The sequence below is a fragment of the Muricauda sp. MAR_2010_75 genome (assembly GCF_000745185.1).
Classification (GTDB): Bacteria; Bacteroidota; Bacteroidia; order Flavobacteriales; family Flavobacteriaceae; genus Flagellimonas.
Genome location: NZ_JQNJ01000001.1, coordinates 72,619 through 96,343, shown reverse-complemented (window position 1 = coordinate 96,343; position 23,725 = coordinate 72,619). Strand labels below are relative to the sequence as shown.

At 45.5% G+C, this 23,725-nt stretch carries 16 protein-coding genes; 14 read left to right on the top strand and 2 right to left on the bottom strand.

The window, feature by feature from the left end:
* The 14 genes from FG28_RS00450 to FG28_RS00375 all read left to right on the top strand — a co-directional run bounded on the left by FG28_RS00450 (position 1) and on the right by FG28_RS00375 (position 20,004).
* Positions 1-2,982 carry a DNA polymerase III subunit alpha gene (locus FG28_RS00450; protein WP_036379058.1) on the top strand — a complete coding sequence of 994 codons (2,982 nt, stop codon included), beginning with the start codon at positions 1-3 and terminating at the stop codon, positions 2,980-2,982.
* 246 nt (positions 2,983-3,228) lie between these two features.
* The gene (locus tag FG28_RS21070) at positions 3,229-3,537 is read left to right on the top strand and encodes a DUF6660 family protein (RefSeq protein ID WP_081894468.1); all 309 of its coding nucleotides are present in this window, start codon (positions 3,229-3,231) and stop codon (positions 3,535-3,537) included.
* A gap of 124 nt (positions 3,538-3,661) precedes the next feature.
* Complete coding sequence (locus FG28_RS00440; RefSeq protein ID WP_036379056.1) at positions 3,662-8,035, top strand: CusA/CzcA family heavy metal efflux RND transporter; 4,374 nt, start codon at positions 3,662-3,664, stop codon at positions 8,033-8,035.
* Between the two features lie 4 nt (positions 8,036-8,039).
* Entirely contained in the window at positions 8,040-9,239 is a 1,200-nt protein-coding gene (locus FG28_RS00435) for an efflux RND transporter periplasmic adaptor subunit (protein WP_036379054.1), read from the top strand.
* Between the two features lie 15 nt (positions 9,240-9,254).
* Positions 9,255-9,671, top strand: coding sequence for a Fur family transcriptional regulator (locus FG28_RS00430; protein ID WP_036379052.1), 417 nt, complete (start codon positions 9,255-9,257; stop codon positions 9,669-9,671).
* Between the two features lie 42 nt (positions 9,672-9,713).
* Positions 9,714-11,681 carry a heavy metal translocating P-type ATPase gene (locus tag FG28_RS00425; protein WP_036379051.1) on the top strand — a complete coding sequence of 656 codons (1,968 nt, stop codon included), beginning with the start codon at positions 9,714-9,716 and terminating at the stop codon, positions 11,679-11,681.
* A gap of 884 nt (positions 11,682-12,565) precedes the next feature.
* Positions 12,566-12,919 (top strand): single-stranded DNA-binding protein, encoded by a 354-nt coding sequence (locus tag FG28_RS00415; RefSeq protein WP_036385938.1) that lies wholly within the window; start codon positions 12,566-12,568, stop codon positions 12,917-12,919.
* Between the two features lie 62 nt (positions 12,920-12,981).
* Complete coding sequence (locus FG28_RS00410; protein WP_036379048.1) at positions 12,982-13,431, top strand: JAB domain-containing protein; 450 nt, start codon at positions 12,982-12,984, stop codon at positions 13,429-13,431.
* A 150-nt stretch (positions 13,432-13,581) separates the two neighbouring features.
* A complete protein-coding gene (locus FG28_RS00405; protein WP_036379046.1) occupies positions 13,582-13,803 on the top strand; it encodes a hypothetical protein in 222 nt (73 codons plus the stop codon).
* A gap of 306 nt (positions 13,804-14,109) precedes the next feature.
* The gene (locus tag FG28_RS00395; protein ID WP_036379042.1) at positions 14,110-14,289 is read left to right on the top strand and encodes a hypothetical protein; all 180 of its coding nucleotides are present in this window, start codon (positions 14,110-14,112) and stop codon (positions 14,287-14,289) included.
* A 470-nt stretch (positions 14,290-14,759) separates the two neighbouring features.
* Positions 14,760-15,347, top strand: coding sequence for a BfmA/BtgA family mobilization protein (locus FG28_RS19955; protein WP_051947127.1), 588 nt, complete (start codon positions 14,760-14,762; stop codon positions 15,345-15,347).
* Between the two features lie 2 nt (positions 15,348-15,349).
* A complete protein-coding gene (gene mobB, locus FG28_RS00385; protein ID WP_036379041.1) occupies positions 15,350-16,369 on the top strand; it encodes a MobB family relaxase in 1,020 nt (339 codons plus the stop codon).
* Between the two features lie 11 nt (positions 16,370-16,380).
* Positions 16,381-17,967 carry a type IV secretory system conjugative DNA transfer family protein gene (locus FG28_RS00380; protein ID WP_081894158.1) on the top strand — a complete coding sequence of 529 codons (1,587 nt, stop codon included), beginning with the start codon at positions 16,381-16,383 and terminating at the stop codon, positions 17,965-17,967.
* 141 nt (positions 17,968-18,108) lie between these two features.
* The gene (locus FG28_RS00375; RefSeq protein ID WP_156102167.1) at positions 18,109-20,004 is read left to right on the top strand and encodes a hypothetical protein; all 1,896 of its coding nucleotides are present in this window, start codon (positions 18,109-18,111) and stop codon (positions 20,002-20,004) included.
* Positions 20,005-20,064: 60 nt separating this feature from the next.
* Here FG28_RS00375 and FG28_RS00370 read toward each other — a convergent pair whose 3' ends face one another.
* Together FG28_RS00370 and FG28_RS00365 are read right to left on the bottom strand one after the other, a co-directional pair.
* A complete protein-coding gene (locus FG28_RS00370; RefSeq protein ID WP_051947126.1) occupies positions 20,065-21,783 on the bottom strand; it encodes a UvrD-helicase domain-containing protein in 1,719 nt (572 codons plus the stop codon).
* A gap of 3 nt (positions 21,784-21,786) precedes the next feature.
* A complete protein-coding gene (locus tag FG28_RS00365; RefSeq protein WP_036379038.1) occupies positions 21,787-23,592 on the bottom strand; it encodes an ATP-dependent endonuclease in 1,806 nt (601 codons plus the stop codon).
* Positions 23,593-23,725: the final 133 nt, after the last annotated feature.

Below are 23,725 nucleotides of genomic sequence, written 5' to 3'. Positions count from 1 at the left end.
ATGTACTTGAACTGCCATACCTATTATTCCTTGAACTACGGGGTGCTTTCCGAAACGGAGCTCTTGGAGTTGGCCTGTTCCCATGGGGTGGAAACCTTGGCCCTGACCGATATCAACAACAGTTCGGCAGGGATGAACTTTGTGCGACTGGCCCATGAGCAGGGAATACGTCCCATTCTGGGCATCGATTTTCGGAACGGGAACGTACAGGAGTTTGTGGGCCTGGCACAAAACAATGAAGGGTTTCGGGAGATCAATGCCTTTCTATCCGAACATTTGCATAAGGGAACATCCATTCCCTCCGTGGCTCCAATATTCGAACATGTCCATGTCATCTATCCCTTCGAGAAGATCCAGGAGGAGGAACGGACAGACTTCCGAGCTTATGAGTACATTGGGGTATCCGTCGAAGAGCTCCGGAAATTACGGTTCTCCCGGTACCGGGATTATACCGATAGATTGGTGTTGTTACAGCCCGTGAGCTTTCGTAACAAAAAGGATTTCAATACCCATCGGTTGCTTCGGGCCATAGGATTGAACACACTGTTGAGTAAACTTCCCCAGTCCGAGGAGGCCAGACCCTCTGATACCCTTCGGTCCATGGAGGAACTAAAAAAAGCCTTGGTTGATTTTCCGCATATCTGGGAGAATACGCAGCGGTTGATGGACTCCTGTACCATTGCCTTTGGGTTTGGAAGTGAGCGGGTTTCCCAGAACCAGTCCCGTTTTTTGGCGTCCAAGGCCTTGGATGTGGAGCGGTTGCGGGAACTGGCATTGGATGGGCTGCCTCGACGCTATGCCCATCCCACGGAAAAGGTCAAGGAGCGGATGTTCCGGGAACTGCGTACCATTCAGGAACTGGACTTCGTGTCCTATTTTTTGATCAACCATGATATCGTCTCCTATGCCAAGTCCAAAGGGTATCCCTATGTGGGCAGGGGGAGTGGGGCCAACAGTCTGGTGGCCTACCTAATTGGGATCACCGATGTGGATCCCATTGAACTGGACCTGTATTTTGAACGGTTCATCAATCCCTTTAGGGCCTCCCCTCCGGATTTTGACATTGATTTTTCCACCTGGGACCGGGACGATGTCACGGCCTATATTTTTGAACGTTTCGAGCATGTGGCCCTATTGGGAACCTACAACACCTTTAAATACCGGGCCGCTGTTCGGGAACTGGGCAAGGTGTTCGGTCTGCCCACCGAGGAAATCGATAAGCTCAGTGCAGGTCGGTATGAGCAAGGAAGCTTGGACGAACTGGCCCGATTGGTGCTGAAATACGCCACCTATATCCATGGGATGCCCAATTACATCAGTGTGCATTCCTCGGGGATCTTGATTCTGGACCGTTCCGAGCATTACTATTCGGCCACGACCCTGCCGCCCAAAGGGTTTCCGACGGTGCAGTTCGATATGATCATTGCCGAGGATGTAGGCCTGTTCAAGTTCGATATCCTTGGGCAACGGGGATTGGCCAAGATCAAGGAGGCGGTTGAGGTGATCAAGGACAACCGACCCGATGCCATGCTTTGGGACATCAAGAGCGTGGAGGCCATGAAACAGGATGCCAATATCAATCGGCTGTTGAGCCAAGGAAGGGCGATAGGGGCCTATTATGTGGAATCCCCAGCCATGCGGGGGCTGATGAAAAAGCTACGGACCCATGACTACTTGGGACTGGTGGCGGCCAGCTCCGTGATCCGTCCAGGGGTATCCTCCTCGGGGATGAAGGATGAATATATCCGCAGGGAGCGGGAACCGGAACGCCGCAAGGAGGCCAATCCCATCCTGTTGGAGATCATGCCGGAGACCCATGGGATCATGGTCTATCAAGAGGATGTGCTCAAGGTGGCCCATCTCTTTGCAGGACTCGACCTAGGGGAGGCCGATGTGTTGCGACGGGGGATGAGCGGAAAGTTCCGTTCCCGGGAGGAATTCCAAGCAGTGAAACTCAAGTTTTTTGAAAACTGCAAACAAAGGGGGCACGATGCTGCCTTGACCCAAATGGTCTGGGAACAGATCGAGAGTTTTGCGGGCTATGCCTTTGCCAAGGGACATTCCGCTTCCTATGCGGTGGAGAGCTACCAGAGCCTGTATCTGAAATGCTACTTTCCCCTGGAATTTATGGTAGCCGTGCTCAACAATGGGGGAGGGTTCTATGATACAGAGCTCTATGTCCATGAGGCTAAGATGTGGGGAGGAATTATCCATCCGCCCTGTATCAACCGCAGTGATCATGTCAATGTCATCTATGGGAAGCACATCTATTTGGGGCTGGGGCAGCTTCGGAGTTTGGAACGTTTGGTCATCCAACGCATCCTGAACGAAAGGCAGCTCCATGGGAAGTTCCGGGATTTTGATGATTTTATCGACCGTGTCCCGATTGCCATCGAACAGTTGACCATCTTGGTACGTATCGATGCCTTTCGTGTGTTTGGGGTACCCAAGAAACAAGTGCTTTGGCAGGCCGTGTTCAAGACCAGGGCCCATCGAAAGGATACGGTCCAGAAATTGCTCTTTAAACCCAACCACCGGCATTTTACATTACCAAACTTACCTTCCCATCCTATTGAGGATGCCTATGACCAAATAGAACTCTTGGGATTTCCGCTATGTGGGTATTATGAATTGATGGACGGCAAGGTAAGGAGCCGATTGACCGCCGGTGATTTTGAGGCCCATGTCAACCAAAGGATATGGATCTATGGTTCCCTAGTGCATACCCGACTGAACACCACATCCAAAGGGGACACGATGCGCTTTACCACCATGCTCGATCTGGAAGGGCATTTTTTTGACTGTGTCCACTTTCCCCAAACAATGGCATCCACACCCATTCATGGAAAGGGGACCTATCTATGCCATGGAACGGTGACCGAAGAGTTCGGGCATTTCAGTCTGGAGGTGATCTCGACCATCAAACAACCCTTGAAACCTGACCCAAGGCAGGTAGGTACAGGTGCACTGATGGCCAAATAAAAGGCGTGTAGAACCTATTCCGATCAATACTGCCCAAAGATAAACCCGGAAAATATTTCTCGGACAAGGGACGGCATAAAGCCGTTGCCGTTGTCACTTTTTTCATACTCTAGTAATGACCTGATATTTTAGGGGGAAAACTCCAATAATGAAGTTTGGAACTACTTTTTATTGGTCCAAAAAGAGTTCCTTTTAAGAACCATTCTTTGCAATAGAGTTGCACTTGGATTTTTTTATCTTTGCCCCGTGAAATTTTTGACAATCATATTAACAATATACTTCTTGGCGCTCAACGTGGTGCCTTGTAGTGATTCAGGGAATGCCTCTGACGATTGCCAAACTGTTTCGGTAGTCGATTCTGACGGCGACCAAGGTGACGATTGTGAACTTTGCTCGCCTTTCTGTCAATGTCATTGTTGCCACGTTCACACCATAGATTTTGGGCTTGTCGCATTTGAACCGTACCAGCCAGAAATCCCAGACGAATTCTTTGCCCATTTTGATGACCTCGGCAAGGATATTCCACCTTCTCTTTTACAGCCCCCTCGGGCATGATCCAGTTTTTATAGGATAAAACTATCCTGTTTTGACGTGACTTTTTCATGGTTACGTCAATATCGTGCGTTGCTTTTCATCAATGCGCCCAGTAAGAATATAAACTGAATCAATACCCTTGTCCATGATCAACAGAATCATTGATTTTTCAATCAATAATAAATTTATTATTGGTCTGCTGACCCTCGCATTGATTGGTGCGGGCGTTTATAGCATGACCCAAGTTCCCATCGATGCCGTACCGGATATCACCAATAATCAAGTGCAGGTCATCACTCAATCACCTAATCTGGGAACAGAGGATATTGAGCAATTCGTGACCTATCCCGTGGAAGTTGCGATGAGCAACCTACCCAATGTCAAGGAAATCCGCTCTGTTTCCCGATTTGGTCTTTCTGTAGTGACCATTGTATTTGATGACGAGGTGGGCACTTATCTGCCGAGACAACTTGTAGCTGAAAAACTGCCCGAGGTTCAAGAACAGATCCCTTCGGGTTTTGGCAAACCCGTTATGGGTCCAATTTCAACGGGATTGGGCGAAATCTATCAATATACCCTTGAAGTAGATGATGAACATCAAGGTGAATATTCGGCAACCGAACTGCGTACGATCCAGGACTGGATTGTACGGAGACAGATGGCCATGGTGCCCGGCGTGGTGGAGGTAAACGCCTTTGGCGGAAACAAAAAGCAATACGAAGTGGCGGTTGACCCGGACGAACTTCGCGCCATTGGTATAACCATTACAGAAGTGTTCTCGGCCCTTGAAAAGAACAACCAGAATACAGGTGGGGCCTACATCGAGCGTAACCACCAAGCCAACTTCATTCGTGGTGAAGGGCTGGCCAGGACCATATCGGATATTGAAAATATGGTGGTCAAGGCCGTTAATGGCATTCCCATCAAAGTGAAGGATATAGGTAAGGTAAGCATGGGAAGTGCGGTACGCTATGGTGCGCTTACCAAAGATGGAAAGGGCGAAGCCGTGGGCGGAATGATCTTGATGCTCAAAGGGGCAAATTCCAACGAGGTGATCGAAAACGTGACCCGACGTGTGGAACAGATACAACGGTCCCTTCCTGAAGGAGTGTCCATCAAACCTTTCCTGGACCGCAGCGAATTGATCGCCGAGACAACAGGCACGGTAACGGGGAACCTTTTGGAAGGTGGGCTTATCGTGATCTTCGTGTTGGTCTTGTTGTTGGGAAATTGGCGTGGCGGACTCATTGTGGCTTCGACCATACCCTTATCCCTATTGTTTGCCTTTATTCTGATGAATGTTTTTGACGTATGGGCAAACTTGATGAGCTTGGGGGCAATCGATTTTGGAATCATTGTGGATGGTGCGGTGATCATCGTAGAGGGCACCGTTTTTTTAATGTACTCCTATGTGGTCAAAAAGAATGGCGTTAGTGCAGAAACACGGGATGACATCGCCGCTAAGGCCTCCAAAAAAATGATGAACGCCGCTTTCTTTGGCCAGCTGATCATTCTGATCGTGTTCCTGCCCATTTTAGCCTTGGAGGGCGTCGAAGGGAAAATGTTCCGGCCCATGGCCCTCACCTTCATTTTCGCCATGATCGGGGCCATGCTATTGTGCCTTACCTATGTGCCCATGGTTTCGGCATTGTTCCTACGGCCGCCAAAATCCAAAAAACAATCCTATGGCGATAGGTTCGTGCATTGGATTGAGCAGAAATATGAACCGTTGTTGACCAAATCACTTTCCAAGGCCAAAATGGTCGTAAGCATTGCCCTTGGCCTTTTTGCCATTGCCATTTTCGCCTTTACGAGAATGGGCGGTGAGTTTATCCCGCAATTGGACGAAGGTGATATTGCCTTTCACGCGATTTTGAAACCCGGCAGTTCCCTGTCGGAAACCATCGAAACCACGACAAAGATTGAACGTATCGTGAAGGCCGAATTTCCCGAAGCGGAAACCGTTCTCAGCCGTATCGGTGTCGCCGATGTACCAACGGACCCGATGCCCATGGATATCGCCGATGTCTTCGTTATCCTCAAACCAACGGATGAATGGACATCTGCAGAAAGCAAGGATGAATTGGTGGAAAAAATGAAGGAGGCCATCAGTATCGTTCCCGGTGTGAATTTTGAGTTTACCCAACCTATCGAAATGCGCTTCAACGAACTACTTACGGGTGTTCGTGAGGATGTGGCCATTAAATTGTTCGGGGAAGACCTCGGCATATTGGCAAGCAAGGCTGAGGAAATGGGGGAAATCATTGCCACCGTTCCCGGTGTTGCAGATATGAAAGTTGAGGCCACGGACGGCCTGCCACAAATCACCATTGACTATAACCGCAATAAATTGGCACAGTACGGTCTAAAGATCGAACAGCTCAATAAAGTGGTACAGGCCGCCTTTGCAGGAGGAAAGGCAGGCGTAATCTTCGAGGGTGAAAAACGGTTTGACCTGGTCGTAAGACTTCAAAAGGAAAACCGGCAAGGCATCGAGGACATCCAGAACCTGTTCATCAACCTGCCCAATGGTTCGCAAATCCCATTACGTGAAATTGCCGAGGTAAGTTATGAACCAGGCCCGATGCAGATAAGCCGTGACAATACCAATAGGCGGACCTATGTGGGCATCAATATTCGCGACCGTGACGTAAAATCGGTGGTAGAGGATATCCAAGAAAAATTGGATGCCCAGTTTGACCTGCCCACAGGATATTACATTCGGTATGGTGGAGCTTTCGAAAATCTGGAACGCGCCAGCAATAGATTGCAAACTGTGGTCCCTATTGCCTTGTTCCTGATTTTCATATTGATTTATTTTGCGCTAAAGTCCTTTCCACAGACCTTGATGATCTACCTCGCCATCCCGATGGCCACCATTGGCGGTGTGTTCGCCCTCTGGTTAAGGGATATGCCCTTTAGTATTTCCGCGGGGGTCGGCTTTATCGTGCTTTTTGGCGTGGCCGTTCTGAACGGACTCGTCATGATAAGTGGTCTCAATGAACTGAAGGAAGAAGGTGTGACCAATCTTAAAGGTAGAATTATAGAAGGCACCAAAAGACGGATTCGTCCCATTATGCTCACGGCCTTTACGGATATTTTAGGGTTTCTTCCCATGGCCGTTTCGGCTTCGGCCGGGGCAGAGGTACAGCGACCTTTGGCCACCGTGGTCATTGGTGGCTTGATAACTTCGACCCTCTTGACCCTCTTTATCCTACCCATCTTTTACCAATGGGTCGAGGGACATTCGAAACGGATGAGGAAACCCGACCCGAAATGGGGTACCCCTGTGGTCATGGTCCTTCTTTTGTTCGCCACCGCACTGCCTGCCAAAATGCATGCGCAAAAAGGTTTTGAAAATGCACGACAGATCCAACCTAAAGATTCACTGCCCGCTATTTCATTGGAAGAGGCGGTGGAAGTTTCCAGGAAAAACTACCCGCTGTTGAAAGCGAAACAATGGGAGGTCCAAAAACAAACCGCCCTAAAAGGAATGGCTTACGACCTTGGCAATACCCAAGTCTTCACAGGTGGCGAAGAAATTGTGGACGGACAAGGAATTTATACCTTGGTTGGGGTTGGACAACAGAATATCGACCTGTTGGGCATCAGTGCAAAAAGGCGTTTGCAGAGACAACGCATCGCTTTGGCCGAGACAGCTCTTGACCTTTCCGAACTGCAAGTGGAACAGGAGGTCAAAAAGGCTTGGTCAGAAGCCTATCGACAACGACAGAAATTTGAACTGTACCGTGAACTGGATTCCATTTATTCACAGTTTAAAAAAGCAATAGAACTCAACTTCAAGGTAGAGGCCATTTCCCGGCTGGAATATTCATCGGCCATGAATCAGGCCTTACAAATCAACAATCAACTGCAACAGGCCGAAAGTGATTATGCCATTGCCCTACAAAAGCTCAATCTTTGGTTGGTTTCGGACATCTACTATTCCGTTCCAGAAAAACTTGATGAAAGTGCGGTAACGGTTTTGGGATGGGACGGGGATTTGGGAAAACACCCAGCGCTGGAACTTTCACAAAGGCGCATCGAGGAGGCCGAGGCGACATACGATGCGGCACGGGCTGACTTGCTGCCTAAGTTCAACCTTCAGGGCGGTCTGCAACAGGTCAATGGCAATAGCGGGTTCTACACCTATCAAGCCGGCATTTCGGTTCCTTTGTTTTCAGGTGGACAGCGTAGTCAAGCCAAGGCCGCCAAAATTGAAAGTGAAATCGCAAAGACCAATGCGGATTATACCAAACGCCAGCTGCAATCCGAATATCGGCAGGCGGTGCAAGCCTATCGGAAATGGAGCGCATCGTGGCAATTTTATAGGGACAAGGCCTTGCCACTTGCCCAAGAGCAGCGCAGGGGAGCGTTGTTGGCCTACGCGGAGGGTGCGGTGGACTATGCAGCGTTCACACAGATTATTCGGGATGCCATAAACACGGAAATGGATGCCCTTGACGCTCTTGACAACTATCTAGAATCAGTATTTGAATTACAATATTTTAAACAATAGACAAATGAACAATCTTTTTAAATATAGCGTTATCGGGCTCGTGACGATGCTCTTGGTTCTTACTTCCTGTGGGAATTCCAAAGCCGATACTGAGGAAGCAAAGCAAAAAAATCCTGAAGTGGGTGAAATGCACAAAGAAGGTGAAGTCAAGGAAGCCATGCTAACGGAAACGCAATTCCGCAACCTTAACATGAAAATCGATACCGTTGCCCCACGTGTTATGAAGCAGTATGTGGAAGCCAATGGCCAACTGGAGGTCCCACCTCAGAATGAAGCGACCATTACGACGGTCGTGGGTGCCAATGTGGTGTCCATAGAGGTCATTGAAGGCGACAAAGTAAAAAAGGGACAAACGGTCGCCTATTTGTCCCACCCCAATATCATCCAGAAACAGACCGATTTCCTGAACTCCTACAGTAACAGCCAGTTTCTTAAGAAGGAATTTGAAAGACAAAAAAACTTGTATGATGCCGGGGTGGGCAGCGGGTCCAACTTTCAAAAGGCCGAAGCGGAATACCGGGCCTCCCAAAGCCTGGCAAAAGGATTGGAAGCACAGTTGGAACAATTGAACATTAGTGCATCCGGGGTCAGAAACGGTACGATTTACCAACGGGTGGCATTGCGAAGTCCCATTGAGGGATTTGTCCAAAAAGTAGCCGTCAAAACCGGGCAGTACGTAGAACCGCAGACCGACCTATTTGAAATCGTTGACACCCATCACGTCCATGCCGATTTAATGGTGTTTGAAAAGGATGTGTACAAAGTAAAGGTAGGCCAGCAAGTATCCTTCAATGTGCAATCCATTCCCGGAAAGGAACTTACTGCGAAAATTTATTCCGTAGGGAAAACTTTCGAGCAAAATCCCAAAGCGATACACGTCCATGCCGAAATCGAGAACAAGGAAGGGCAGCTGATTCCAGGGATGTATGTTGAAGGACGGATTGAAATCCAAAAATCCGAGACCGTTGCGGTGCCTGACAGTGCAATAAGTTCGAACGAGGGAAAGAAGTATATATTTAAAGCGGAGCGCGAAGGCAATGACTGGAGCTTCAAACCTGTCGAAATTACCACAGGCCCAAATGACGGGGATTGGGTCGCCATCGATTTTGTAGACTCTATTGGACCAAACACTACATTTGCATACAACAATGCCTACTATTTAATGGCCCAAATGAAAAAAGGGGATGCGGGACATGATCATTGATAAAATCACAATACGATGACAGACATTGAAAAAACATTGGAAAATAAAGGTGTACGCCCCACGGCGATGCGTATTTTGATCTATAAATATTTGGCTGAAAAGGAAGTGGCCATTGCCCTGACCGATATGGAGAACGCTTTCTCAAAAGCGGACAGAACCACATTGTACCGGACCCTGAAGACCTTTGAGGAAAAACGCATTGTGCACCAAATAGATGATGGCACCAATATTTCAAAGTATGCCCTGTGCGAACCAGGTTGCAATTGTGAAATGGAACAAGATCTGCACCTGCACTTTCATTGCGATAGCTGTGATGAAACGGTCTGTCTCACTGAGCATAAGATTCCCCATATCAATCTGCCCGATGGATTTGTGGCAGAAAATGCCAATTTGGTCATTAAGGGAATTTGCGACAAGTGCAGCGGGCAATAAATGCACTTCCGTTGCACGAAACAAATAACGACCTTACAGTCCATGAAAAAGAAAAAAGTAAAACTACGTGATCTGGGGTCAAAGGAACGCCAGGGCAAACACGGACACGGAAGTGGCCATAACCATGGTGGTCCTGAAGGTGTATCTAAATTCAAGACCTATTTACCGGCCATTTTCAGCTTTGCGATGCTCATCATCGGCATTGCAGTGGACTATTTTGATGCTTTCCCGTTTTTCAAGGGCTGGATAAGGATTATATGGTACACCCTTGCCTATTTGCCTGTTGGTTTTCCTGTCATCAAGGAGGGTTGGAACAGTATAAAGCATGGTGATTTCTTTACTGAATTTTTCCTGATGTCCATTGCCACTCTAGGGGCCTTTGCCATAGGCGAATACCCAGAGGGCGTGGCCGTAATGTTGTTTTACGCCGTGGGCGAACTGTTCCAAAATGCAGCAGTCAATCGGGCAAAGGGAAATATTAAGGCCCTTTTGGATGCGCGACCGGACGAAGCTTTGGTGCTTCGTAACGGGAATTTCGTTACCGTAAATCCCGAAACCGTCGAAATTGGCGAAAAGATACAAGTGCGTGTGGGGGAGAAAATTCCCCTGGACGGTATTCTCTTATCCGAAAAAGCTTCCCTCAATACGGCGGCAATTACAGGCGAAAGTAGGCCCGACACCATAAACAAGGGTGAAAAGGTCTTCGCCGGAAGTATAAATCTCGATGGTGTTATCGATGTAGAAACATCCAAAGAATTCAAGGACAGTTCCATCACTCGAATCTTGGATATGGTACAAAACGCTACAGCCAGAAAATCAAAGACAGAACTGTTCATTAGAAGATTTGCAAGAATTTATACACCCATTGTGGTTTTCCTTGCCATCGGTTTAACGTTCTTGCCCTACTTTTTTTTAAATGACTATGTTTTTAGGGATTGGCTCTATCGCGCTTTAATATTCCTTGTGGTTTCCTGTCCCTGTGCCTTGGTTATTTCCATTCCGCTCGGCTATTTTGGTGGTCTGGGAGCGGCATCCCGAAACGGGATCCTCTTCAAAGGTGCATCTTTTTTGGAAGCAATCACCAAAGTGAACACGGTAGTAATGGACAAAACAGGAACCGTTACGAAAGGAGTTTTTAAAATCAAGGAAATCAAGGCTGTCAAATTTGAGGAAGTCGAGCTTATGAAATACTTGATGGCCATGGAGGAACAATCTACCCATCCCATAGCAAAGGCTATTTTGGAATATAAAGCCGAAGGCACGGATATGAAGGCAACCGATGTAACGGAAGTTGCGGGAAAGGGATTAAAGGGAACGGTCAATGGGAATACAGTGCTGGTGGGCAATAAAGCCCTAATGGCCTCAAACAACATTGATGTGCCTCCAGAAACCGATGATATTGTAAATTCAATTGTAATGTTGGCCATTGATGAAAAATTTGTCGGCTATGTTACCATTGCGGACGAACTCAAGGAAGATGCCCATCAAGCCATCAAACAAATCAGGGATGCTGGGATTTCGAAAATCATAATGCTTTCGGGTGACAAAGATTCCATAACGCAACATGTCTCGAAAAAGTTGAACATTGATTGGGCAAAGGGCGGCCTGTTACCAGAAGATAAGCTCAGCGAAGTTGAAGAACTCAAAAAACAATCCGACACAAAAGTGGCTTTTATGGGCGATGGCATTAATGATGCGCCCGTTCTGGCCATCAGCGATGTGGGCATTGCCATGGGAGGCTTGGGTAGTGATGTGGCCATTGAAACAGCAGATGTCATCATTCAGACCGACCAACCGAGCAAGATGGCACGAGCCATTAAAATAGGACGCTCCACCCGAAAGATAGTTTGGCAAAATATTGGGCTCGCTTTTGGCGTGAAGGCATTTGTGCTCATCCTTGGAGCGGGAGGCCTAGCCACGATGTGGGAAGCAGTTTTTGCTGATGTGGGGGTTGCCTTATTGGCAATATTGAATGCTGTTCGACTTCAGCGGATGAAGTGGAACACTTAGTTTCAAAGAGGAACCATTTTTTGGGCTAACTTATATTTCAGCCGTTGTTGGCAGCCCCATGGTTCGCCAAGACCTTCAATAAAATTGTACATGAGAGGCTTCGCAGGTTGTGTCACCCAAACAACTGTCCGTGTATTGGAGGGGACTTCAGGAAGGTTAGGGGTCTGATTCTTCGAGAAACGGCGACAGGACTTATGAGACAATATGAAAGCTTCCGGGCATAAAAAACCGTATCCGAACAATTACGAAATGCTTATCACTGTAGATGAAAAATAATCCGGTCGTAGGGTAACTCCAATACGTTTGTTCCCTTATTGTCGTAATGTTTGATGAAACTTCATTTGGTCAAAACGGAAGCCGTCCAAACGGATCTTTGGTGCGCCCTTCCTTAGCAAACCCTTCTTGGGGCTTTGCCGGGAAAGGCCGCAAATCCGTCCGTCCGCCCAACAAATTTTAAGGGGTCCATAATAAAAGAAGCCCTCGTTGTTTTTCGGGGCATCGAAAAACAGGGCAGTGCCCAAGGACTTCCTATCAGGACACCATCGCCTGCACTCGCTTAACTTCCCGTACGCTCCCTTGCCAATGGGTCGGATGGAATTCCTAAGGCCCTTATCGAACCTGTCAAGGCCAAGGCAGGTTTTGTCCATAAATAGGGTTTCCACTTCCTTGAAAACCTTAAGGTTTTGCTACGTCGCGGAGCCTCCCGATTTCTGTCCAAAAGCCTTGACAGAACCCCCTTCTTTTATTGTGCTACGCACGTAAGAAGCAAACAAACGCCCCTTAAAATTTGGGAAACAATGACCAAAAAAATAGAGGGGAAATTTTTAACCCTGTTTGCTGATTTATCCATACTGGAAGATAGCAGGCCTTTAAAACTTTTTATCATGAGTACATTGAGAAACAAAGTGCAACTTATCGGAAATGTGGGGCAGGACCCCACCATCACAGACCTTGACAAAGGCAAACGTGTGGCACGGTTCACCATGGCCACCAATGAACATTACAAAAACTCCGAAGGGGAACGGGTGACCAACACCGAATGGCATACCATCATCGCATGGGGAAAACTGGCGGACATCATCGAAGGCTTCGTGACCAAGGGCAAGGAAGTTGCCATCGAAGGGAAATTGACCTCCCGATCCTATGAGGACAAAGAGGGCAATAAAAAATATGTGACCGAAGTGGTGGCCAGTGAGATTCTGCTTTTGGGTGGTGGTGATAACAATACCACCGAATAGAATGGATAGGGGGTGTCCAACTTTTGGGCATCCCTTTCTTTTTCATCCTTAACACATTTGAAATGGAACACCGTGTCAATGAAATACAGATCAGTTATCGGGAAAAGCTCAGTACCCTGAAATCCCTGTCCGTGACGAACTCCAATGAGGTGGCGAATCTATTGTTCCAAAATTGGGACAACAAGACCATAGGCCTGCACGAGACCTTTAAGATCGTGCTGCTCAACCAGTCCAACAAGGTAAAGGGCATTTATCCACTATCCCATGGGGGCATCACAGGTACCTTGGTAGATCTGCGCATCCTTTTTGCCATTACCCTAAAGACCCTTTCCGTGGGGATCATCCTCGCCCATAACCATCCTTCTGGACAACTCAAGGCAAGTTATCAGGACAAACAATTGACCCAAAAGATCAAAAAGGCGGCACAGCTTTTTGACGTCAAGATTTTGGATCATCTTATCCTAGCGCCCGATGGTAGGTATTACAGTTTTGCCGATAATGGAATTCTTTAATCCAATGGTCATGGAAGCGAATACAGCGAATACAGAAATGACGGAATTTGAAAAATGGTTGGAAGAACAATATGACCCAAGGTATTACCCCGATGGGTTCGATCCAAGCCTATATGATCTGTGAGCAATGAACTATCAAAGTTTTGAATAATGGTCTATTTGAACGTTACCAACCTTGATAGCGAGACCCAGGAACGTTTGCTTTCCGTATCCAAAGAAGATGTGGAAAGCCGTTCCGGGACCGAATTGCTCCAATTTGCAGAAACGCATGATAAGGACTATGATACCCTCTTGGAAGATGCCTGCCCTGAGCGGAGTCGAAGGGAAGCTTTGCGAAACCTATACCATTATGATTTCGTATTCAATATGTGAATGCCAAAACACACCATCGAAGCCCATCCATCACGATGGGCTTTTTTTATGGGTTCATGGTTGGTTTTTAGGTGGGTCGAACACCCAAAAACCAATTTGGGAAATTCTTGTTTGCAAAGTACTGGGCAACCCCAAAGAATACCTATCCCTTATTTGACCGCAAGTTCGCCCTTCAAAAATGTTCCCATCAAAAGACTACGGCATAAACCGTTCGTACCTCACTCCTTATTCCGTTTCCTTTTGAGCTGAAATTTTTGGGAAGTGCGGGGATGCCCTCAAATAATTAATAATCTAAAATCATGTATTATGAAAGCAATTGTAAAAAAGTCATTGGAGATCCCTGCAAAGAAACATCCAAAGAAAAGCGTTGTCAAAAAGACAGCGGATGCCACGGTGGACAAAACCTACTCCTTAGTGGTCAATCTCTGGATATTCAGGTATGAATACTACAGGGAACAGACCACTACTGTCCCATCGGAGGACTGACTGGAACAAGACCCTTGAAAAAGGGTCTTTTTTTTGGCGTTCCGTAGCGCATCTGACGCTGGGGAAAACGAAAAATGCCCGTTTCATATATGTTGCGGGCAAATGATGCCATTTGCCCGCAGAACGCATTTTTGTGCCTGAAGGAATGTGGGTATATTTAAGATGCTACATCGTAGCAAAGTTTGCACGGCAACCCAACTTGATCTGACTTTCCAAAAGTCCGTGCTCCATAGGGTAAAATAGGATAAGGGACAACGGTCTTTTTAAGATGGTTCGTGCGATGCTTTTTGGGCCCCTGGCGCAAAAAGGAGAAGCAAGAGGATAGCGTGCTGGCGCAGCGCTAGCGATCATGATTGCTCCGCAAGGCCCTGTTTATGGGGGTTTTGGGCATTCAAGTAAACTTTGGGCATTCGGTTTTTGTTGAAAAAATGGGCCGGGCCCAGTAAAACCAAGGAATTTTTGTTGAAAAAATGGATAAAGGATACGAAAAAGAGACGTTTGCGGGACTGAGGATCAAAATCTCGGTGGCCCTGAAATTTCGGAGCTTTTCCAAACGGCAAGGAAAGTCCCATTCCATGACCTTGTTGGCCATGGTGGAGTTCTTTGACCATAATGGTATATCGCCCGATGAACGGATGCACGAGACCATTGCAAGCCTTAAATATTTGATCAAACGGCGATTCAATGCCATGGTGGCCATTATGCGCAGTATCGAAAAAGAGCAGACCCTGCCCACGGTCAGTATGATACAGGCCCTCTTTCAGCAGGAACTGGAGTCTGAAGATGGCGAGGAATGGGAAGGGGACTTTGAGTTTTTTGAAAAGCAACTGACCGAGATCAATGCCCCCACCAATCCTGAACTGTTGGACAAGGAGACCACGGTGCCCAAGATCGTGCATGAAAGACTAAAAGAGCAATTGGTGGAACTGAAGGAGGATTTTGCGCATGTTCTGGATCATGTGTCCGTGACCAAGAACCGCTTTGGAAAGGACCACCTAAAAGTGGACCTCAAACCCGGAGCCATTGAACAGTACCGCACCAAACTCAAAAATCTATAAGCATGTACATCGCCATCACAAGACAACACTTGGGAGATAACTATCACGGCAGTGCCAGTGATTTTGTCAAGTATCTCGAAAAGGAGAACGAAGGTAAGGCCCCCGAAGAACAAGAGCTTTTTTTCAACCAGACCGAAAATGATATCGATGCGCAAAGGGTCATTGCCGAGATCGATGCCAATACGGCCAAACTTTCGAAACGGGATCCCAAGTTCTATTCCATCATGGTCAGTCCATCCCAAGTGGAGCTCAACCATATCGGGAACGACCCTGAAAAGCTGAAAGAGTACACCCGGGAAATCATGAAGACCTATGCGGCCTCCTTTTATAGGGACAAAGAGGTGACGGTCAATGAGGTATTGTATTTCGCGAAACTGGAAAGGGAACGTACCTATTCCGAAAGGGACAAGAAAGTCAAGGAGAATCAAGCCTATGCCAGCAAGATTTTGGAATTGCAACACCAGGTCAGGGCCATCAAGGAGGGTAGGGAGCAAGGGGACATGGCCAAACTTCAAGAAAAAATCAATGCCTTGGAAATGGAGGCACCCCATAAACAGAATGGGAAACGTATTGTTCCAGGCATGGCCAAGGAAGGCCACCAGAGCCATATCCATATCATTGTGAGCCGAAAGGATATCACGAATTCCCATAGCCTCTCCCCGGGATCCAAGTTCCGCACCTCGGAAACTACCCTTAATGGGGAAAAGGTCAAACAGGGGTTTGATCGGGACAAATTCTATAGGGCCTCTGAAAAAACATTCGATAGGCAGTTTGGATATAGAAGGAACTTTGTGGAGACCTACCATGCCCGAAACCTTCTGGATAAGAATCCCAAACAGTTCTTTGCTGCCCTTTTGGGACTACCAAGCAATGAAAAACAGGCAGCCAATCAATTGTTGTTCAAGGCCGGAATCAAAGTGCCGAGCATCCCCACCAATAAAGCGCAGTTGGCCTATAAAGCGATGATGCAGCTCAAAAAAGGCATCGGAAAGGCCATGGAATCGGGATCCATTGGAATTTAAATAGTGTAGATATGGAAAATTTAGGATGGATTGAAATAGTATCTGGGATCGTATTCGGGGGAGGAATCTCGGTTGCAGTAAATCGATTTCTCAAATATGGGTTTGTGATTTGGGTTTTGGGAATTGTTCTTTTAGCGGTGGCCAATGGTTTAGTAGGAGGATGGGATGGTATCATAAAGGGATCATTGACCCTTTGGTTGCCATTGTTTTTTGTCCATGTGGTGATCTATGGTCTGGTGGATTACTACAAGGACAATAAGAAACCCTCCAAAGTCTTTGAGGTGAAAATGAGGGTAAAGGGGAGGCCATTGGTACTGGGAAACATCCGAAGGGGGGTCTCAGTGATGGCTTCTGCAGGAAGCGGTAAGACGGAGAGTGTCATCTATAATTTTTTAAAGCATTTTCAAAAGGAGCATTTCTCCGGGGTCATCCATGATTACAAGGATTTTGAGATAACCGAAATGGCCTATCCCTTGTGGAATGGTGAAGAGATCCCCTTTAAGATTGTTTCTTTTGGACCTATTTATAATCGGGTCAATCCAATAGCTCCCCGATACCTGCCCGATGAGGAAAGTGTGCATGAGGTGTCAAGGGTGCTATTGGAGAATTTGATGGAACATAGGGACTCGGACGAGAACAGTACCTCCCGCTTTTTTAAGGATGCAGCCGAGGGCTTGATCAGTGGATTGATTTGGCGATTAAAGACCGATTATCCACACTATTGCACCTTGCCCCATCTCATGGCTGTTTTCCAACAATTGGCCACCAAGAGCTTGATCAAGTTCCTAAAGGGAAACATCACCTCCCGTGCCATGGCGGATGCCTTTATCAGTGGCATAGGATCGGAACGACAGACAGCAGGGGTGCTCAGTACCCTGGCCAATGGATTTAAAAAGATCAGTACACGAAAGATCTTTATGGTGCTTTCCAAGGATGAGATCTCCTTGGATATCAATAATGAAGACCATCCATCCATCATTGCCTTGGTGAACAACCCCCAAAAGGATGCTTCCCTTTCCCCGGTGATTGCTACCATTATCCATACCATTTCCAAGCAGATGAGCCAACGCAACCGTAAACCTTCCTTTATGTTGTTGGAAGAGGCTTCTACTTTGCGATTGTTGAACATGCATCGGATTCCAGCCACTTTGCGGAGTTATGACATTGTTAGTGTCTATGTGTTGCAGGACAAGATCCAGAACGATATGATGTACGGGGAGAAGGCCAGTAAAGCGATTCTCTCAAATTTATCTTATCAGTTTTTCGGGAAAGTCAATGACCCAGACACCGCTCGATACTATGAACGTTTTTTTGAACTGGTCAAGATACCGACCCGTAGTGTGAGCAAGAGTTCAGGGTTGAACCTGGAACGACGCATCACGGAAGGGGAAAAGGAAGTGTCCAAGCGTAGGGCCGAGGTGTTTTTTCGGTTAAAGCAGGGGGAGTTTGTGGTTTTTGCAGATGGGAAGGACAGAAAGGTGCAGTTTCAAAAGCCAGAAATTGAAAGAGGATTGTCCAAGCCTTTGCTGGTTTCAGAATCGGAACTGGAGCAGCATTATCTAAAAGTGCACCATGATATTGGGATGATTTTTAAATGAAATGAAAGGATTGTTTTAAATTGTTCTTATTATCTCTCCCATCCTATTATTGCACAAATTTGAGTAATTTACTTAATATAGACGTAAGGCATTGCTAAGAAGGTTATACCGATATCAAAACTATCCCAAATAAATATAATTATGAAAATGAACAATGGGGTTGGACCTGTAAAAAGAGTGGACTTGAATTTGAGAACGCTGTTTCCCGAATTGGCAACAACCATTTATAAAATTGAGCTAAATAAATATCTCATCTATGTGACCAACTTTAGTGGGGATTTTAAAGTTCTAACAGAACGATTCGAAAATGAAATAAGGCCTTTGCTCACTCCAGTAAAACTTGTCAATACAAAGCCAGAACATTTTCAGGAGATTATCCCGGGATTATCGGATTTAGAAATCTCCAAGGGATTTCAAGGAATGCTCATGAACAAGGTAGAATGGATTTTTCTTCTAGCCGCTAAATTTCCAAAAATCAATTTTTACAAGATTTCCGATGACGACGGGGTCGTTGGCATACATATCGCCAATTATAAAATAAAAAGTGGAAAGGAGACCAAGTATGTGTATGCAGATATATTTTCTATTGCAGAATTGGAAGCTTTTATATCAAGTCACCAAAGTCCAATCACATTCAACATTATAATTGATGAGTTTGAGGAAAAACCGGAATTGACCCAAGGATTTGATGAACGTGGTGGAACCTTTACCTATGTGAGAGAAAAAAACCAGAAACCTCTGTTTGTTCAAAGGGACGAATCCTTGTGGTTCGACAACATCGACGCCATTTTTGAATCAAAGTACACCAAGGAACATCTTTATTTCTATGACAAAGAAGAGTATTCCTGTTATGCTGATTTTAGTGCTTTTCCCAATATTGACTTGCGATATTTTTTAATGCTTTATCAAACGATGTATTTGTCACCTCCCTTGGATACGAAGATTTCTGAATGGTTAAAGGGTTTTGATGTAACAGTACGGGAATTACTGACCTTGATTGAAAGAGGGCGCGTAAAGCTGATTCTTATAAATGATACTTCAAGATATGACCTGGGTTTCTTAAATGAGGTTTATGAATTGAGACCCAACGCCATAATCTCTAAAAGGGGTGTTTCTTGTCTGCAACAATGTGATATCGTAGAAATGTCAAATCGATACATCTTTAATGAAATGAAATTGGTTCAAGAACTGAAACTAATAAGTGAATTCTTGGCCAAAGAATTAAAAAAGGATACAAAGATGCTCTATAATGCATTAGTTTGGCCTATCAAGGCCCGACGTAAAAGCTTTGAGGTCTTACACCGGGGAGGTGTTCTCAGTGCTTCCCTCTACGGGGTGGACCAAATTATAGATAATCCTCCCAGTAGTGATATTAGTGAAGATACAAGCTTTTTATTGAAGATGTTTTCTTATGCCACCCATCTGTCACATTCTTTAAATGCTACCTATTTTCCAGTCAGGGGAGAAGAAGGGTATACTGATGAAAGTTATGCAGAAGTTATGGGGAAGCTTCTGAATTTTTACAGGAATGCAACAATAAGTAACCTTAAGGATTTTACGGATTGTGAGTCCTTTTTGGCCAATGGAAATACTTTTGTTTTACCCATTGAGCTGATTAAAATCAATCCCTACCCTTCCATTCTCGAATTCGAAGAGGTCTTGAGCAAGGAAATTGTATTTCCCAATAGCGAACGTTTAATCAAGACCCTTTCCCATCTCTCATTGGATGAGCAAAAGAAGAAAATTGCCTTCTATAATCGGGAGGTAACCAGATATCTTGGTAAAACACAAAAAACGGAACGCTTATTGGATTTAGGGGTCCAAACGTTATTCGAGATTATAGGGAGTCCCATGGGACTTCCAATAGGTTCGATTTTCAACTTTTCACAGTGGGCTACGAACAAGTACATGAAAAAAATTTCGCCAGCACAAAGAATCCAGGAAAAGATTGACCTTGCCCTAAATCAAAGTACCGATAGGAAGAATATTCATTTTTTATCCAAAATCAACCGAGTTGCGATGTTAAGAGAGGCATAACCTTTCTGGTAAAATCAAAAAGTTCGGACAGCAGCTAACACCATTTCATTGCAATTATTTTCACAACCCATCCAAATTGAACATATCCAACAACTTTGAACGGAAACCGGCCTGTCTTAAAATAAGGACATGGTGTCTTGCCCTTGTCACCCCTACCAACAATAGTCTTCTAGACCTGTCCATTCCAGCATTGTCATCCCGCAATTCGATAGGGGAAATGTGTTCATTTTGAAAAATGATGACACCATCAAATTCCTTCCCTTTGGACTTATAGGTGGTCATAACGTGTATGCCCTCCTCTTTGACCACATCTGATGACATTTGGGATTCCAAAACTGCCCTGTGTAGGATTCCACGTGCATCCACATATCCAGAATGTTCCAACCATGCATTTCCCAAGTCTCTCATGATGATTCTCCCTCGGTTGTATGCTACTAAAAATTCCGATTGTCGTGCGAATTTTTGTATTGGCCCCATTTCACAAGTAAACAGAAGTTCTTGTACATATTTCCAATCCTGTGCTGGATTGCCTGAAAATTGATGTTGACTAATTTTCTCAATCACTCCTTGAAAATAGGGTATGGTCTTACCACTAACTTTTCCGTCCTCCATTACTTTAGCTATCCAACCATCATATTTTGTACTTTCCTTTCTGTTTCCTTTTGCACTTTGGTAGTCCCTTAGGATTACCAAAACCCAAACCAAATGTTGCTTTTTGTCCAAAATGGGTTCCATCAGGCAGGCTACCAATCTACTGGAAAAGTTAGTGGCGGTCTCATCAAATTGAACCCTATGTGGTATTTTTCGGGCCTTAAGTGCACTTGAAACCATTTTAACTCCTTTCCACCAGGGGGTAAGGATGGCAATGTTCTTTGGTTTTTCTCCAGTTGCTTCTTCGATTTTGGAATTTAATATACCTACGCTTTGGCAAATACTACGGTCACGATATTTCGCAATTACAGCATACTTCATGGATGTCATACCTTTATATCCCCTATCTCTGGGACTATTATCGCGTAAGTCCCTTGCAAAATCTAGAATCTCTGTATTGGGATTCCGGAAATTATCCGATGCCAATGTTATTTCCAATGGATTGATTTGCTCCTTTATTTCCAAAAGCCGTCTCGGATCAATATCTGGTCTGTAATCAAAAATCTGTTGATCCAAATCGCCTAACAACAACAATTGGGAAATCCCGTGAAAAGCTTGTACAATTTGCCATTGTTCCGTGTCAGTATCTTGAGCTTCATCCACAATGATTAGGGGGAAGGCGCTCCCAATGGAATCCCGAATACGCTCACTCCTGGTGATGAGTTCCAATACAATTGCTGCAAAACGGTCAAAGGTTATCTTTCCTTCTTGATTGAAAAGGTCTTGTTTTTCCACTAGCCAAGCTGGGTCATCGTCCTTCCTGTCCCCTTTCAAAGCAGCTTCATCATGGGGTGGTATGATGGATATTTTTTTGGGACAACCCAAAAGATAGCCGTGGGTCTTTATAATTTCCAAAAAAAAGGCATGGAATGTCTGAACATACAACTTGGCACCAAGTTCCTTGAAATCAGGAAAGTTTTCCGCAGATTCTAAAATTCTGGCCCTGGCATTTCTGGAGAAACTGAGAAAAAGGATTTTCTCGCCTCGGTTCAATGATTGTTCCCGAATATAGGAGAATGCTTTGGCCAGGGCAATGGTGGTTTTGCCACACCCCGGGCCTCCTATGACCAACAAGTTTCTTTTACAGTCAAGGATGGCACGTCTATTTTCATCAATCTCAAGTGCCATGGGCTATTCCTCATCTGGTTCTGTGGCTCCATTCCCCTCCTCTTCAAATTCCATGAGTGGCACTTCCTCAGGTTGTTTGAACTTACGGTAGATTTCTTCCAGGAAAGTCTTAATTGTAATGGGGAGTTCTTCCATGGTACACTTTTCCACTAAAGAAGCCGAGCGCCTTTCCCCTTTCTTTTGTCTCAATGCCTCATCCAATAACTTTCCCACTGTGACATCATCCGGTTGCATTTCAGGGAGATGTGGTCCATTTGCAATCTCTCCATTTTCTTTGAGCTCTTGTAGAAATGCCCATTGAATGCTTACCGGCACCTCGTCCGCCAATAATTTCTCGATGGCCTTATGGTCAATTTCCTTGTAGAAGTCAAAAGCTTCATTCAGTTCTTGGATCTGGTCGGCGGAGCGCTGCATCTTATCAAAAAAAGCAAAGGTTGAAAGTCCTATTGATTTGAAAAACTTCCCCCAATCCGTAATATTTCCATCACCTTCAGCTTCAAAAATGGTCACTCCTGATAAATCGAATGGAAAATTGTCCCGATCCTGCTCCAGTATTTTTGCAGCAGCTGACAAGACTTCCAATTCAGTCAGACCTTCACCAACGATGACAGCATTTCCCAAGATTACCTCAGCTATGGAATGCCGTATTTTTCTCCGATAGTTCTTTGGTTTTAAACCGGCATAGGTAATATCCACACCAGTCACCTTGGAGCCTTCTTCCTTTTTCAGTATTTTGATGTTCTCCGGGTCGAACATTTCTATTACATATGGGGAATGGGAGGTCACAAATGCCTGAGTGGTCTGTTCCAACAAGTACTCAATGATTCGTCGTTGTGTATGGGGAGGCACCGCTATTTCCGGTTCTTCCATAGCGAATATGATGTTTTCCTTCTTTAGTTCTGCTATCGCGGAAAGCATTGCAAAGACCATAGTGCTGAGTGTTCCCGTGCCCAATCTCTGGAATGGAACCGGTTTCTGCTCCCCCGAAGATTTCATAAAAAAAGATAGAGTACTTCGAAGATGGTCCCTGGTCAATTGGGACACATGAAGAGTGGAAGCCTTTTCGTCGTTGGGAAGGGGAATATATTGTCCTATACGCAGCTCCAAGTTATCGAGTACTTTCCTAAGAACTCCGATGCTCTCCTCCAAAGGGGGGTCTAGCTCTTCAAGTCTGGTCCTTGTTTTCTCCCAAAATTTTGGCCGAATTTCACCAATTCGAAGTAGGATATCCAAAAGGGTTCCCCGCTCCAGACTCAACGCCCTTCTTCCAGTTCTTAATGCCCTGAGGTAGAGAAACCCTATTTCTCTTTTTCTGCGTTTTGGGACTTCTCTAAACTCTCCTTCATCTTCATCGGGGGAATGCGAGAAGTAGGTTTTTGCCGAAAACTCGTCCTCATCCCGATCATACTGACCAATGAATTGTAACCGCAGGCACATTTCAACGAATTCTTCATCGGTTGCTTCAATCTCCCCCTGATCAAGGATTTCTTGCCGTTTTTGATGCCAAAATTCCATATGATTTCGAAAGACGCCCTGCATCTCTATTGAAATGTCGGTGAGAATAACCTCTATATGGATTTGTTTTGGAGCTTCACCTTCCTCATAATAATAATCCCCATTGTAGAAATCATATTCATCGATGGCATCCATCCGGTTGAGACGGTCTGGACCCAAAACTAGATCAAGGGCTTCGCATATGGTGGATTTGCCAATATTATTTTTCCCCACCAATAAGGTATGGTCCTTAAAGAAAAGGGTGGCCTCCTGGATTCCCCTGAAATGGGTAATCTGCAATTTGCTTATTTTCATTTTGGTCAGTTCAGCTATTAAATGTAGTTCTTAACTTACAAATTTTCCCTTAGTATAGCTGGCTTTCACTTTAATTGTAGCGGAATCCTCGAGGAAATACACCTTTTAGGAATTGGAATGCTCGTTTACATCG

Coding starts and splice junctions, on each gene's coding strand:
- FG28_RS00395 (WP_036379042.1), top strand. CDS start 14,110: ATGAAAGCAATTGTAAAAAAGTCATTGGAGATCCCTGCAAAGAAACAT.
- FG28_RS00435 (WP_036379054.1), top strand. CDS start 8,040: ATGAACAATCTTTTTAAATATAGCGTTATCGGGCTCGTGACGATGCTC.
- FG28_RS00365 (WP_036379038.1), bottom strand. CDS start 23,592: ATGAAAATAAGCAAATTGCAGATTACCCATTTCAGGGGAATCCAGGAG.
- FG28_RS00380 (WP_081894158.1), top strand. CDS start 16,381: ATGGAAAATTTAGGATGGATTGAAATAGTATCTGGGATCGTATTCGGG.
- FG28_RS00450 (WP_036379058.1), top strand. CDS start 1: ATGTACTTGAACTGCCATACCTATTATTCCTTGAACTACGGGGTGCTT.
- FG28_RS00440 (WP_036379056.1), top strand. CDS start 3,662: ATGATCAACAGAATCATTGATTTTTCAATCAATAATAAATTTATTATT.
- FG28_RS19955 (WP_051947127.1), top strand. CDS start 14,760: ATGGATAAAGGATACGAAAAAGAGACGTTTGCGGGACTGAGGATCAAA.
- FG28_RS00430 (WP_036379052.1), top strand. CDS start 9,255: ATGACAGACATTGAAAAAACATTGGAAAATAAAGGTGTACGCCCCACG.
- FG28_RS00425 (WP_036379051.1), top strand. CDS start 9,714: ATGAAAAAGAAAAAAGTAAAACTACGTGATCTGGGGTCAAAGGAACGC.
- FG28_RS00415 (WP_036385938.1), top strand. CDS start 12,566: ATGAGTACATTGAGAAACAAAGTGCAACTTATCGGAAATGTGGGGCAG.
- mobB (WP_036379041.1), top strand. CDS start 15,350: ATGTACATCGCCATCACAAGACAACACTTGGGAGATAACTATCACGGC.
- FG28_RS00410 (WP_036379048.1), top strand. CDS start 12,982: ATGGAACACCGTGTCAATGAAATACAGATCAGTTATCGGGAAAAGCTC.
- FG28_RS00405 (WP_036379046.1), top strand. CDS start 13,582: ATGGTCTATTTGAACGTTACCAACCTTGATAGCGAGACCCAGGAACGT.
- FG28_RS00375 (WP_156102167.1), top strand. CDS start 18,109: ATGAAAATGAACAATGGGGTTGGACCTGTAAAAAGAGTGGACTTGAAT.
- FG28_RS00370 (WP_051947126.1), bottom strand. CDS start 21,783: ATGGCACTTGAGATTGATGAAAATAGACGTGCCATCCTTGACTGTAAA.